We start from the raw sequence: 13,028 nt of genomic DNA, 5'->3' as shown, positions 1-13,028 counted from the left end.
GGCCTCAGCCGGCGGCGCGCGCGAAGCGGGCGCTGACCTCGAAGACGGTCGCGACCAGCTCCGCGGGCGACTCGACGGTGAAGTCCGCGCCCAGCTGGGCGAGCACCATCACCGGCCACTGCAGGTCGTCGACGCTCATCTCGAGCAGGCAGCCGTCGTCGTACGGCGTGACGTCGCCCCAGCGGCCCACGGCTCGTGCGACCACCTCGGGGGCCGCCGCGACCCGGACCCGCACGTCGTAGCGCTGCGGGATCCGGCGGATCCCGGACTGCACGAACGCGAGCGCGTCGGGAGCGGGCAGCTCCCGGCGGCGGTAGCGCTGGCCGGTCGCGCGCGGGTCGGCGATGCGGTCGACGCGGAAGGAGCGCCAGTCCTGCCGGTCGCGGTCGTAGGCGACGAGGTACCAGCGGCGGCCGAGCGAGACCAGCCGGTAGGGCTCGACCCGGCGCTCGGTGGGGTCGGCGTCGCGGGCCGTGTAGGTGAAGTGGAGCGGCTCGTCGTCGCGGCAGACCTGGGCGAGCGTGGTGAGCAGCGACGGGTCGATGACGGGGCCGCCACCCCAGACCAGGTTGTCGGTCTGGGAGCGCAGCGCGTCCATCTGGCGCCGCAGCCGCGGCGGCATCAGCGCGGCCACCTTGGTCAGCGCCTGCACCGAGGTCTCCTCCATGCCGGCCACCGAGCCGTTCGCCGCCTGGTGGAGGCCGACCGCGATCGCCACCGCCTCCTCGTCCTCGAGCAGCAGCGGCGGCAGCGACCCGCCGGCGCGCAGCTGGTAGCCGCCGGCCACGCCGCGCACCGCGTCCACGGCGTACCCGAGCTCGCGCAGGCGCTCGATGTCGCGGCGCAGCGTGCGGCCGCTGACCTCCAGCCGGGCGGCGAGCTCCTCGCCGGGCCAGTAGCGGTGGGTCTGCAGCAGCGACAGCAGCCGGAGCATCCGGGCACTCGTGGACATGTCGCCAGACTAGATCCGATTGCGGACGGAAACTGGCCTGAAGCGCTCCTAGCGTCATCCGCATGACCACCTTCACTCACCACCACACCCCTCCCGGGCCGGTGATCCGCACCCGCGGCCTCACCCGCCACTTCACCCGCCACCAGCAGACCGTCGAGGCGGTCCGCGGCCTCGACCTCGAGGTCTCCGACGGCGAGCTCGTCGCCTTCCTCGGCCCCAACGGGGCCGGCAAGTCCACCACCCTGCGCATGCTCACCACGCTGATCAGGCCGACCGCGGGCACCGCCGAGGTCGCCGGCCACGACGTGGTCCGCGAGCACCGCGACGTACGCCGCTCGATCGGGTACGTCGGTCAGGGCAACGCCGCCGGCCACCAGCAGCGCGGCCGCGACGAGGTCGTGAGCCAGGCGCGCTCGTTCGGGATGAGTCGGTCCGCCGCCCACGCCCGCACCGACGAGCTGCTCGAGGCCTTCGACCTCACCGAGCACGCCCGCCGGCCTGTGTCCACCCTCTCCGGCGGCCAGCGGCGCCGGCTCGACGTCGCGATCGGCCTGGTGCACGCCCCGCGGTTGATGTTCCTCGACGAGCCCTCGACCGGCCTGGACCCGCAGAACCGGGTCAACCTCCAGGAGCAGGTCAAGCGGCTCAACCGCGAGGCCGGGACCACGATCGTGATGACCACCCACTACCTCGAGGAGGCCGACGCGATCGCCGACCGGGTGATCGTGATCGACCATGGGCGGGTCATCGCCGACGACACCGCCTCACGCCTCAAGTCGGCACTCGGCGACCTGGTCACGCTCGGGTTCGCCTCAGGCGCCCACGCCGAGGCCGCCGCCGCCCGGGCGGAGCGGCTGGAGGGGGCGTCGGTCGACGTCGACGGCGCCGCGCTATCGGTCCGCGTCGCCCACGGGCGCGACCTGGCACCCGGCCTGGTCGCCGACCTGGCAGGGGCCGGGACACCGGCCACCCGCATGGAGGTCGCGGGCCCCACGCTCGACGACGTCTTCCTCGACCTCACCGGGCGAAGCCTGCGCGAGACCGGCACCGCCACACGCACCAGCACCGCCGCCACCGAAGGAGCAGCAGCATGACCACCCTCATCGAGACCGCCCCCGTCCGCCGGCCCGCCGTCGAGGCACCGACACCGCCGGGCTTCCTCGGCGACACCTGGAACGTCATGGTCCGCGAGCTCAAGCCGGTCTTCCGCGAGCCCGCGTCGGTGCTGTTCGCGATGGTGCAGCCGCTGGTGTTCCTCGGGCTCTTCGCGCCGCTGCTGCCCGACGTGGGCAACGGCTCGGCGCTGCAGTGGTTCGTGCCGGGCATCGTCGCGATGACCGTGCTCATGGGGGCCAGCTTCACCGGCGCCAACCTCATGCAGGAGATCATGAGCGGCTCGCACGAGCGGCTCCTGGTGTCGCCGCTGAGCCGCTCCTCGCTGCTGGTCGGCCGCGCACTCAAGGAGGTGGTGCCGATGCTCATGCAGACCGCGATCATCGTCGCCGTCGTGACGCCGTTCAGCTTCGAGCTGCACCTCGGCGGGATCCTCGTCGGCGTGACGATCCTCGCGCTGTTCAGCATCGGGATCGGCTCCCTGTCGTTCGCCCTCGCGCTCGCCTCCAGGGACCAGGACTGGCTGTTCTGGACCGTCCAGCAGACCGTGATCTTCCCGCTGCTGCTGCTCGGGGGCGTCCTGCTCCCCCTCGAGGGCGCCCCGCGCTGGCTCCAGGTCGCCTCCGACCTCAACCCCCTGGCGTACGTCGTGGAGGCCGAGCGCGCGCTCTTCGCCGGCTCCTACCCCGCCGACACCATCGGCGCCGGCCTCCTCGCCGCCGCCGTCACCGCCGCCCTCGGACTGACGGTGGGCCTGCGGGCCATGCGCTCCTCCGGCTGACCCGTCACCAACTGCAGCCGACCGCCGCTGACCCGTCAAAGTTTCTGACGGGTCAGCGGCGGTCGGCGCGAGTTTCTGACGGGTGGGCGTCCTAGGCTGCGGGTCGTGACGTCCCGGGAGCTGTACGAGCCGCTGGAGGCGGGGCCGGTACGGACGACGGTGACGCACCTGCAGCAGCGGATCGCGGCCCGGTTTCCCGCGCGCGGGCTGCGCAAGGTGGCCGGAGACCTGCTGCTGATCATCGACGAGGTGGAGTCTGGCGCGGGCGAGGCACAGGGCCGGATCCGCGCCGCCCGGCTCGCGTCGCGGGTGCTGATGGTGGTGGTGCTGGTCGGCACGGTGGTGGCGCTGGTCCTGGCGGTGCGCGACACCCTGCGCCTCGGGGGCGTGCTCGACAACTCGCTCGAGGTGCTGCCGCTGATCGAGACGGTCATCAACGACCTGGTGTTCGCGGGGATCGCGGTGTACTTCCTGTGGAGCTTCCCCGAGCGGCTGCAGCGGGGCCGCACCCTGGCGCTCCTGCACCAGCTCCGCTCCACCGCCCACATCATCGACATGCACCAGCTCACCAAGGACCCCGAGCAGCTGCGCCCCTCGTTCGCGCCGACCTCGGTGAGCGCACCGCTGGACATGACCCGCGACGAGATGGAGCGCTACCTCGACTACTGCTCGGAGCTGCTCAGCCTCGTGGGCAAGACCGCCGCGCTGTGCGCCGAGGAGTCCCGCGACGCGGTGGTGCTCGACACCGTCAACTCCATCGAGCAGCTCACCACCGGCATGTCCCGCAAGATCTGGCAGAAGATCTCGACCCTGCCCTCGTGAGCCGGCTCAGCCCAGCGTGTCGAGGATCCCGACGATCCGCGTCCACGCCGGCGAGTCGGGGTCGATGACGACGAAGTGGTCGCCGTCGACCTCGACCAGCTCCGCCTCCCCGCCGGCCGCCCTGGCCGCCTGGACATACGCCGCCGACTGGCTCGGCGGCACGACGTCGTCGTCGCGCCCGTGCACGCACCAGACCGGCACCCCGGCCGGCACCCGCTGGATCGGGTCGTACGGCGCATCGGCCGCCGTGGCCGCGTGGCCGAGCAGGGCGCGCACGGCGCCGTCGCCCAGCCCGTCGGCGTCCGCCGAGCGCAGGTCGAGCACGCCCGCCTGCGAGACGACCGCGGTGACGGGGACGCGCTGCGGCCAGCCGTCGCGCCCGCGCGTCGCCGCCCAGGCGGCCAGGTGGCCGCCCGCGGAGTGGCCCAGGGCGACCACGGTCGTGAGGTCCAGCCCGAGCCCGGCCAGGTGGTCGATGCCGGCCGCCACGTCGTCGAAGGTCGCGGGCGCGCCCCCGCCGGCGCCACCGCCCGCGCCGACCCGGCGGTACTCCAGGTTCCACGCGGCCCAGCCCCGCGCCACAAGCGCAGCCGCGAGCGGCCGACCGAGCGAGGCGTCGTAGGCCGCCTTCCAGAAGCCGCCGTGGATCACCACGACCACCCCGCGCGGGTCGCCCTCGGGCAGCGACAGCTCGCCGTACTGGCTGGGATCGGATCCGTAGTCGAGGCGCCCCTCGGCGCGACCCTCTGGCTCGCTCACGGGAGCATCCTCCCCGCACCCGGCCGCCAGGGCACCCAGGGCCCCGGCCACGGGCAGCCCCAGCAGGTGGCGCCGGCGCATCACTCGAAGCGCCCCTGCCGGCCCTTCTTGATCTCGCCGCGCCGCTTCTTCGCGCCGAGCCGTCGCTCCTTGGAGCCGCGGGTGGGGCGCGTGGCCCGCCGCGTCGGCGAGGGGGGCAGCGCCGCGTCGCGCAGCAACGAGGCCAGCCGCTCGCGCGCCGCGCGCCGGTTGGCCAGCTGGGTGCGGTGCTCGCTGGCGGTCACGGTGACGACGCCGTCCACCAGCCGCGAGGACAGCCGCGACAGCATCCGCTCCTGGAGGTACGCCGGCACCGAGGCCGAGGCCGCGAGGTCGAAGGACAGCTCGACGCGGGTGTCGGCGGTGTTGACGCCCTGGCCCCCCGGCCCGGAGGAGCGCGAGAACCGCTCGGAGAGCTCGGCCGCCGGGATCACCAGCGACCGTGAGACGACGAGGTCGTCAGCCAAGGGCGGCCGGCAACGTCGCGGCCCACACCGCGCGCAGGTCGGCCAGCGGCAGCTCGAAGACCCCCTCCGCCGCGAACGAGTCGCCGCCCGTCACGCCCAGCTCGGTGAGCGGTACGCCGTGGCGCGCGGCCAGCGCGGCCAGGTCGTCGGCCGCCTCCGGCGCGACGGTCACGACCACGCGTCCGGCGGACTCGGAGAACAGCGCGAGGAACGGGTCGTCGGCGAGGGTCACCGTGACCCCGACGTCGTTCCTGATCGCCGCCTCGACCAGCGTCTGCGCCAGGCCGCCGTCGGAGACGTCGTGCGCGCTGGTCAGCAGGCCGACGCCCTCGTGCAGCAGCTCGGCGAGGGCCTTCTCGCGGGCCAGGTCGACCCGCGGCGGCAGCCCGCCGAGGTGGCCGTGCACCACGTGCGCCCACTCCGAGCCGGACAGCTCCTCGTGGGTCTCCCCGAGCAGGAAGACCCGCTCGCCCGCGGCCTCGAACGCCGAGGGGGTGCGCCGGGTGACGTCCTCGATCACGCCGAGCACGGCCACCACCGGCGTGGGCAGGATCGCCGTCTCGCCGGTCTGGTTGTAGAGGCTCACGTTGCCGCCGGTGACCGGGATGCCGAGCTCCAGGCAGGCGTCCTTGAGGCCGCGGCAGGCCTCCGCGAACTGCCACATGACGGCCGGGTCCTCGGGCGAGCCGAAGTTGAGGCAGTCGGAGATCGCCAGCGGCACCGCGCCGCCGGTCGCGACGTTGCGATAGGACTCGGCGAGGGCGAGCTGGGCGCCGGCGTAGGGGTCGAGCAGCGTGAAGCGGCCGTTGCAGTCGGTGGAGACGGCGACGCCGAGGTCGGTGTCCTCGTCGATGCGGATCATGCCGCTGTCGCTGGGCTGGGCGAGCACGGTGTTGCCGCGCACGTAGCGGTCGTACTGGTCGGTGATCCACGACTTGTCGCACAGGTTGGGCGAGGCGACCATCCGCAGCACGGTCGCCGCCAGCTCCTCGCCGGTGGCGGGCCGCGGCAGCGCCTCCGCGGTGTCGGCCTGGAGCAGGTCCTGCGAGTCCGGCCGCGCGAACGGGCGGTGGTAGGTCGGTCCGTCGTGCGCCACCGAGCGCGGCGGCACGTCGACGACGCGCTCGCCGTGCCAGTCGATCTGCAGGCGCCCGGTGTCGGTGACCTCGCCGATGACGGTGGCGTCGACCTCCCACTTGGCGCAGATCGCCAGGAAGGCGGCGACGTCGTCGGGCTCGACGACGGCCATCATCCGCTCCTGCGACTCGCTCATGAGGATCTCCTCCGGCGAGAGCGTGGAGTCGCGCAACGGCACGGTGTCGAGCTCCACGTGCATCCCGCCGTCGCCGGCGCTGGCGAGCTCCGAGGTCGCGCACGACAGGCCCGCGCCGCCCAGGTCCTGGATGCCGGCGACCAGGCCGGCGGCGAAGATCTCCAGGGTGCACTCGATGAGCAGCTTCTCCATGAACGGGTCACCGACCTGCACGCTGGGCCGCTTGGCCGGTCCGGTCGACTCGAAGGTCTCGCTCGCGAGGATGCTGACCCCGCCGATGCCGTCGCCGCCGGTCTTGGCGCCGTAGAGGATCACCTGGTTGCCGACTCCGGAGGCCTTGGCGAGGTGCAGGTCCTCGTGGCGCAGCACGCCGACGCACAGCGCGTTGACGAGCGGGTTGCCCAGGTAGGTCTCGTCGAAGACCGCCTCGCCACCGATGTTGGGCAGGCCGAGGCAGTTGCCGTAGCCCCCGACGCCGGCCACGATGCCGGGCAGCACCCGGTGCGTGTCGTCGGCGTCCAGCGGGCCGAAGCGCAGCGGGTCCATCACGGCCACGGGCCGGGCACCCATCGCGAGGATGTCGCGCACGATGCCACCGACGCCGGTGGCGGCGCCCTGGTAGGGCTCGACGTACGACGGGTGGTTGTGCGACTCGACCTTGAACGTCACGGCGTAGCCCTGGCCGACGTCGATGACGCCGGCGTTCTCGCCGATGCCGGCCAGCATCCGGCCGGCGGGGGTCTCCTGAGGGATCTCGGAGAACTGCTTGAGGTGCACCTTGGAGGACTTGTAGGAGCAGTGCTCGCTCCACATGACCGAGTACATCGCGAGCTCGGCGCTCGTGGGACGGCGCCCGAGGATCTCGCGGATCTCCTGGTACTCGTCGGCCTTGAGGCCGAGGTCGGCCCACGGCTGCTCACGGCCCGGGTCCTCGCCGGCGACGGAGACGGTGTCGAGCGTGTGCAGGCGGGTCTCGGTCACGGGCGTCAATCTACCGGCGCGGCGCGCTCTTCACCGAAGGAGCCCATCGGCGACGACCTCCAGCAGGCGCCGTACGTCGCTCGGACCCAGGCCGCCGTCGTCGGCCACCGTCGCGACGCCGCCCACGAGGCGTGCGACCTGCGTGGCGTCGACCCCGTTGCGCAGGGCGTCTTGCCCGCGGAGCCGCTCCAGGACCCGGTCGCCCGCCGAGCGCAGGACGTCGCACTTGGTGCTGATCGGGGAGGCCGGGTCCCCCATCGCCGAGGTGATCTTGGCGGGACCCCCCTTATGCATGCTGATCAGGGCGACGTACTCCTCGAACCAGTGCAGCAGCAGGTCCCGCGGGCCGCCCTCGTCGGCCAGCGACGCCGCCACCGCCTCGTCGACCCGGTCGGCCCAGCCCTGCATCACCGCGTCGAGGAGGTGCTCCCTGCGGGGGAAGTGCCGGTAGAGGGTGCCGGGCCCGACGCCGGCGCGCTTGGCGACCTCGTCGAGGGAGGCGTCGTAGCCCTGCTCGCGGAAGACCTCGCGCGCGACCTCGACGAGGCGCTCGTAGTTGCGCTTGGCATCGGCACGCACGGCCTCACCTCCCCAGGGTCGCCCACAACCGGAGTCCATCTCCACATCTACCGTACACCGACCGCCACTGCCCGGACCGCGCGCCGGACGACGGCACTGCCGGAACTACAGGACTGTAGTTCCTCACGAGCTCTGTTACTGCTGTGATTGGTGGGGTTATCGTGATCGCGCCGACCTGGTGCCGAGCCTTCCCCTGGAGCCCCGCGATGTCCCCTTCCCTGTCCACCCTGCGCACGCGCGCCCTCTGCGTGCTCGCCGCCACGGTCGTGGCGGCAGCCACCCTCACGGCGTCCGGCGCGGGAGCCCAGGCCAGCGACGGCAAGGCCTCCTCGAGCCCGAGCGCGGCGCGGGCCACCAACCCCGTCACCCCCGGCGACTTCACCGGCTTCGGGTTCGACCAGTGCCTCGCGCCGAACCAGAAGCAGATGGACACCTGGCTGGCGACCTCGCCGTACCTCGCGGTCGGCATCTACATCTCCGGCGACTCGCGCGCCTGCCGCAGCCAGCCCAACCTGACCCCCACCTGGGTCGCGACCCAGCTGGCGAAGGGCTGGCGGCTGCTCCCGATCACGCTCGGGCCGCAAGCGTCGTGCCAGCCGCGCTTCCCGCGCTACTCCGACGACGTCAAGATCGACCCGAACCCGGGGACCAAGCAGGTCTACGGTCCCTCGCGTCGCCAGGGCGTGGCCGAGGCCGACAAGACCGTCAAGGACGCGGCGGCGCTGGGCATCGTCCGCGGGAGCACGCTCTGGTACGACCTCGAGGGCTTCGACTCGAGCAACGAGCGCTGCCGCGAGTCGGCGCTGTCGTTCCTCAGCGGCTGGACCACCCGCCTGCACAAGCACGGCTACGTCTCCGGCGTCTACTCCAGCGCCGGCTCCGGCATCGCGGCGCTCGACTCGGCCCGGATCAACCGGCCCACGCGCTTCACGCTGCCGGACATGATCTGGGTGGCGCGCTGGGACGGCGTCGCCAACACCTCCTCGTCGTACCTGCGCGAGGACGGCTGGCGCCCAGGACGCCGCGTCAAGCAGTACAAGGGGGGGCACGACGAGGTGCACGGCGGCGTGCGGATCAACATCGACACCAACTTCCTCGAGGTCGGGCGCGGCTCGGTCGCGACACCCGAGACCCGCTGCGGCGGCATCAACGTCTCGTTCTCGACCTACCCCGTCCTGCGTCCCCCGGCGAACGGCGTGAAGCCGTCGAAGCCGCACGTCAAGGCGCTGCAGTGCCTGCTCAAGGAGAAGGGCCTCTACCAGGGCAACATCGGGGGCGGCTGGAGCAAGCGGCTGGTCGCCGCGATGAACGCCTACCAGCGCAGTGCCGGCCTGGGCCTCGACCGGGTCTGGTGGATCCGCGGCTGGGTCTCCGTCCTCGCGAGCGGCGACAAGGTCGTGCTCAAGCGCGGGTCCGTGGGTCCGGCCGTCCGCCGGGTCCAGCGCGCGCTCAACGCGACCGGCGTCGGCAAGGCGATCGCGATCACCGGCGTCTTCGACGCCCGGACCGACGCCAAGCTGCGAGCCTGGCAGGCCAAGGCGAAGGTGCCCGTCAACGGCGTCATGCAGGACGCCTCGTGGGCGCCCCTGCTCAAGGGCCGCCGCTGAGGCTCCGCGTCAGCCGACGGGCGGGCCGACCAGCAGCGCGACGCCGGTGAGGGCGACGACCGCGACCAGGCCGGTCGCCGCGCCGCGCAGCGGGTTGCGCAGCAGCCAGGCCACCGGTCGCTCCGGGCCGCGGGTCGGCTCCTCCTTGAGCAGTCGCCAGGTCGGCGCCAGCCCGCCGCGGGACTCGACGTGGCGCTCGAACCACAGCGTCAGGAACGGCGGCACCGCGGAGGCGAGGCCGAGCGCCGTACGGCCGAGCGTCCAGCGGCGGTCGACGGCGACGAGCAGCGTCGTGAGCAGGTAGGCGATGAACACCGTGCCGTGCAGCATGCCGAATACCCTGACCCCGAGCTCGGTGGTGTTGGTGACGTACTTGAGGAACATGCCCACCAGCAGCCCGGCCCAGGTGACGGCCTCGGCGGTGGCGACGGTGCGGAACAGGCGGGTCGGACTCATGCGAAGACCTCCTCGATCAGATCGGCGGTCAGCGAGGTGAAGAACCCGAGGCCGTCGGTGCCGGCGCCGGTCAGGGCCTCGACCGCGTGCTCGGGGTGCGGCATCAGGCCGACGACGTTGCCGCGGACGTTGCTGATGCCGGCGATGTCACGCAGGGAGCCGTTGGGGTTGCCGTCGAGGTAGCGGGCCACCACCTGGCCCTCCCCCTCCAGCCGGTCCAGCGTGGGCTCGTCGGCCACGAAGCCGCCCTCGCCGTTCTTGAGGACGATCGTCACCTCAGCCCCCTCCGCATAGGCGGCCGTCCAGGGCGTGCGGTTGTTCTCGATGCGAAGCCGCTGGTCGCGGCACACGAACTTGCGGTGGTCGTTGCGGATCAGCGCCCCCGGGAGAAGGTGCGACTCGCAGAGCACCTGGAAGCCGTTGCAGATGCCGAGGACCGGCATCCCGCGCTCGGCTGCGGCGACGACCTCGGTCATCACCGGGGAGAAGCGCGAGATCGCACCGCACCGCAGGTAGTCGCCGTAGGAGAACCCGCCGGGAAGGACCAGCGCGTCGACGCCGCGCAGGTCGTGGTCGCCGTGCCACAGCGCGAGTGCCTCGTGGCCGCCGATGCGCACCGCGCGCTGGGCGTCGACGTCGTCCAGCGAGCCCGGGAAGGTGACGACCCCGACCCTCATGCGGGCACGACCGTGTCGTCGACGTGGACGGTGAAGTACTCGATGACCGGGTTGGACAGCAGCGTCTCGGCCATCCGGTGCACGTCGGCCAGCACCGCCTCCGTGACCTCGCCGGCGACCTCGAGCTCGAAGCGCTTGCCCTGGCGTACGTCGCTCACGCCGGAGAAGCCGAGCCGGGGCAGCGCCCCGAGCACCGCCTTGCCCTGCGGGTCGAGGATCTCGGGCTTGGGCATGACGTCGACGACGACTCGGGGCACAGCGGACTCCTGCTTCAAGGCGGGTGGCGGTGCCTCCATTCTAGGAGGTCCTCCTCAGCCCGCCCCAGTGCTCCCACAGTGGGTGGGCCTCGGTGCTCGCGCCTCCCATCGCGGTCGGGGCACACTGGGGACATGAGCCTGCCCTCCGGAGCCACCCCCGCGTCGCCGCTGAAGCTGGCCTTCCCACAGTCGCTGGCGATCTACGACGACTACCAGTCCGCACAGAAGGCCGTGGACTATTTGGCCGACCAGAAGTTCCCGGTCCAGCAGTGCATGATCGTCGGGACCGACCTCAAGCGCATCGAGCGGATCACCGGCCGCCTGACGACGGGTCGCGTCGCCCTGGGCGGGGCACTCTCGGGGGTGTGGTTCGGGCTGTTCATCGGACTTATCTTCGCGATCTTCACCGAGGAGGGCGCGCTGGTCACGATCATTTCGACGATGCTCTTCGGGGCGCTGTTCGGCCTGATCTTCGCCCTGGTGAGCTATGCGCTCACCCGCGGCCAGCGTGACTTCTCCTCGGTCACCCAGGTGGTGGCGACCCGCTACGAGGTGCTCGTCGAGCACAAGGTGGCCGCGCAGGCGCGCGAGCTGCTGGCGCGCCTGCCGGGCGCTACCCCCGACCCGTTCGCCTGACCGTTCGCCTGAGCGGTCAGGCCAGCTCGCGCTTGAGGATCTTCCCGGTGGCGGTCATCGGCAGGGCGTCGACGAACTGGACCTGGCGCGGGTACTTGTAGCCGGCCATCTGGTCCTTGCACCACGCGATGAGCTCGTCCTCGGTGAGGGTGGAGCCGGCGTTGCGGATGACGACCGCCTTGATCTCCTCGCCGTGGCTCTCGTGGGGCACGCCGATGACGGCGGCGAGCGAGACGTCGGGGTGCGTCATCAGGACCTCCTCGACCTCGCGCGGGTACACGTTGTAGCCGCCGCGGATGATCATGTCCTTGGAGCGGTCGACGATGTAGTACCAGCCGTCGGCGTCGCGTCGGCCCAGGTCGCCCGAGCGGAACCAGCCGTCGTGGATGGCCTCGGCGGTGGCCTCGGGGCGGTTGTAGTAGCCCTTCATGACGTTGTGGCCCTTGATCGCGATCTCGCCGATCGCGTGCTCGGGGTCCTCGCCGCCCTCGATCTCCTCCCAGCTCTCGGGCTTCAGCAGGGTCATCTCCACGCCCGGGATCGGCCGGCCGATCGAGCCGACCCGCACCGGCTCGCCGTACGGCGAGAAGCTGGCGACCGGTGAGGTCTCGGACAGCCCGTAGCCCTCGAGGATCGTCACGCCGAAGCGCTCCTCGAACTCCTTGTGCACCTCGACCGGCAGGGCCGAGCCGCCGCACGCGGCGACGCGCAGGTTGCGACGGATCTCCTCGACGTCGACGGAGCCGTCGAGGGCGCCGAGCAGACCCCAGTACATCGTCGGCACCCCGGCGAAGAAGGTGACCTTCTCGGCGAGCATGGTCATCAACGCCGGTCCGGCCTCGAAGCGCGGCAGCATCACCACCGTGCCGCCGTAGGCGAAGGCGCCGTTCTGGATCACCGTCTGGCCGAAGGAGTGGAAGAGCGGCAGGACGCAGAGGTAGGTGTCGGGGCGCTGCGCGTCGGCGCCGAACAGCGCCTCGCCGGCGAGGGCGTTGTCGCGCATGTTGCGGTGGCGCAGCTCGGCGCCCTTGGGCTGCCCCGTCGTGCCGGAGGTGTAGAGGATCACCGCGGTGTCGTCCTCGTCGGTGGCCACGGTGTCGAAGCTCGCCGGCTGCCCGGCCAGCGCCTGCCCGAAGGTTTGCGCGCCCTCGATCGGGGAGTCGGCGGCGGGGTCGACGGTGACCAGGAAGAAGTGCTCGCAGCCGTCGGCCCGGCCGAACCCGTCGAAGCCCTCCTGGCCGATCGGCAGGTCGGCGGTGCCTTCGAAGCAGAAGTACGCCTTCGCCTCCGCGTCGCCCAGGTGGTAGGCCACCTCGCGGCCCTTGAGCAGCACGTTGAGCGGTACGACCGTGGCGCCGGCCTTGAGGATCCCGAAGTAGATGATCGTGAAGTGCGGCAGGTTGGCGCAGCTCAGCGCGACCTTGTCCCCCGGCTGGATGCCACGCGAGACCAGCAGGTTCGCGACCTGGTTGGCAGCGCCGTCGACCTGCGCGTAGGTCAGGCGGGTGTCGCCGAGGACGACCGCGTCGCGCTCGGGGAACCGCGCGGCACCGTCCTCCAGCAGGCTGGCCAGGTTGTACGTCGTGTCGGACACGCGGTCCTCCTCGTCAGCTCGTCGTGATGAGGGCC

At 72.3% G+C, this 13,028-nt stretch carries 14 protein-coding genes; 5 read left to right on the top strand and 9 right to left on the bottom strand.

Translation table 11 applies throughout. The features are described 5' to 3' along the window. Nucleotides 1-4: 4 nt before the first annotated feature. Nucleotides 5-952: a YafY family protein gene (locus LRP67_RS04920; protein WP_231269077.1), complete on the bottom strand. Its 948-nt coding sequence runs from the start codon at nucleotides 950-952 to the stop codon at nucleotides 5-7. A gap of 62 nt (nucleotides 953-1,014) precedes the next feature. On the opposite strand from LRP67_RS04920, the gene LRP67_RS04915 reads away from it, so the two are divergent. The 3 genes from LRP67_RS04915 to LRP67_RS04905 all read left to right on the top strand — a co-directional run bounded on the left by LRP67_RS04915 (nucleotide 1,015) and on the right by LRP67_RS04905 (nucleotide 3,668). Then, a complete protein-coding gene (locus LRP67_RS04915; protein ID WP_231269076.1) occupies nucleotides 1,015-2,046 on the top strand; it encodes an ABC transporter ATP-binding protein in 1,032 nt (343 codons plus the stop codon). Continuing rightward, on the top strand, nucleotides 2,043-2,846 hold the full coding sequence (locus tag LRP67_RS04910; RefSeq protein WP_231269075.1) for an ABC transporter permease: 804 nt from the start codon (nucleotides 2,043-2,045) through the stop codon (nucleotides 2,844-2,846). Before LRP67_RS04915 ends, LRP67_RS04910 begins: the two co-directional genes overlap by 4 nt. A gap of 105 nt (nucleotides 2,847-2,951) precedes the next feature. Beyond that, nucleotides 2,952-3,668, top strand: a complete 717-nt coding sequence (locus tag LRP67_RS04905) for a hypothetical protein (protein ID WP_231269074.1) — start codon at nucleotides 2,952-2,954, stop codon at nucleotides 3,666-3,668. A gap of 6 nt (nucleotides 3,669-3,674) precedes the next feature. On the opposite strand, the gene LRP67_RS04900 is transcribed toward LRP67_RS04905, so the two are convergent. The 4 genes from LRP67_RS04900 to LRP67_RS04885 form a co-directional block, all read right to left on the bottom strand. Continuing rightward, a complete protein-coding gene (locus LRP67_RS04900; protein ID WP_231269073.1) occupies nucleotides 3,675-4,427 on the bottom strand; it encodes a S9 family peptidase in 753 nt (250 codons plus the stop codon). An 80-nt stretch (nucleotides 4,428-4,507) separates the two neighbouring features. Beyond that, on the bottom strand, nucleotides 4,508-4,933 hold the full coding sequence (gene arfB / locus LRP67_RS04895; RefSeq protein WP_231241668.1) for an alternative ribosome rescue aminoacyl-tRNA hydrolase ArfB: 426 nt from the start codon (nucleotides 4,931-4,933) through the stop codon (nucleotides 4,508-4,510). Further along, nucleotides 4,926-7,187, bottom strand: a complete 2,262-nt coding sequence (gene purL, locus LRP67_RS04890; RefSeq protein ID WP_374107392.1) for a phosphoribosylformylglycinamidine synthase subunit PurL — start codon at nucleotides 7,185-7,187, stop codon at nucleotides 4,926-4,928. Before purL ends, arfB begins: the two co-directional genes overlap by 8 nt. Nucleotides 7,188-7,217: 30 nt before the next feature. Beyond that, nucleotides 7,218-7,766 (bottom strand): TetR/AcrR family transcriptional regulator, encoded by a 549-nt coding sequence (locus tag LRP67_RS04885; protein ID WP_231269072.1) that lies wholly within the window; start codon nucleotides 7,764-7,766, stop codon nucleotides 7,218-7,220. Between the two features lie 206 nt (nucleotides 7,767-7,972). Here LRP67_RS04885 and LRP67_RS04880 point away from each other — a divergent pair, with 206 nt between their 5' ends. Next, complete coding sequence (locus tag LRP67_RS04880) at nucleotides 7,973-9,373, top strand: glycoside hydrolase domain-containing protein (protein WP_231269071.1); 1,401 nt, start codon at nucleotides 7,973-7,975, stop codon at nucleotides 9,371-9,373. A 9-nt stretch (nucleotides 9,374-9,382) separates the two neighbouring features. Here LRP67_RS04880 and LRP67_RS04875 read toward each other — a convergent pair whose 3' ends face one another. The 3 genes from LRP67_RS04875 to purS are packed head-to-tail and all read right to left on the bottom strand — an operon-like array spanning nucleotide 9,383 to nucleotide 10,763. Continuing rightward, nucleotides 9,383-9,829 (bottom strand): DUF3817 domain-containing protein, encoded by a 447-nt coding sequence (locus LRP67_RS04875; RefSeq protein ID WP_231269070.1) that lies wholly within the window; start codon nucleotides 9,827-9,829, stop codon nucleotides 9,383-9,385. Then, the gene (purQ, locus tag LRP67_RS04870) at nucleotides 9,826-10,506 is read right to left on the bottom strand and encodes a phosphoribosylformylglycinamidine synthase subunit PurQ (RefSeq protein WP_231269069.1); all 681 of its coding nucleotides are present in this window, start codon (nucleotides 10,504-10,506) and stop codon (nucleotides 9,826-9,828) included. The genes LRP67_RS04875 and purQ overlap by 4 nt, the downstream gene beginning before the upstream one ends. Continuing rightward, nucleotides 10,503-10,763 carry a phosphoribosylformylglycinamidine synthase subunit PurS gene (gene purS, locus LRP67_RS04865; protein WP_231241672.1) on the bottom strand — a complete coding sequence of 87 codons (261 nt, stop codon included), beginning with the start codon at nucleotides 10,761-10,763 and terminating at the stop codon, nucleotides 10,503-10,505. The genes purQ and purS overlap by 4 nt, the downstream gene beginning before the upstream one ends. A 132-nt stretch (nucleotides 10,764-10,895) precedes the next feature. Here purS and LRP67_RS04860 point away from each other — a divergent pair, with 132 nt between their 5' ends. Beyond that, on the top strand, nucleotides 10,896-11,399 hold the full coding sequence (locus LRP67_RS04860; RefSeq protein WP_231269068.1) for a general stress protein: 504 nt from the start codon (nucleotides 10,896-10,898) through the stop codon (nucleotides 11,397-11,399). A 16-nt stretch (nucleotides 11,400-11,415) separates the two neighbouring features. Here LRP67_RS04860 and LRP67_RS04855 read toward each other — a convergent pair whose 3' ends face one another. Next, on the bottom strand, nucleotides 11,416-12,993 hold the full coding sequence (locus tag LRP67_RS04855; RefSeq protein ID WP_231269067.1) for a long-chain fatty acid--CoA ligase: 1,578 nt from the start codon (nucleotides 12,991-12,993) through the stop codon (nucleotides 11,416-11,418). Nucleotides 12,994-13,028: the final 35 nt, after the last annotated feature.

Origin of the sequence: Nocardioides sp. cx-169 (assembly GCF_021083605.1) — a bacterium.
In the GTDB taxonomy this organism is placed as follows: domain Bacteria; phylum Actinomycetota; class Actinomycetes; order Propionibacteriales; family Nocardioidaceae; genus Nocardioides.
The sequence above is the reverse complement of the archived record's forward strand: the minus strand, read 5'-3'. Positions and strand labels throughout refer to the sequence as shown.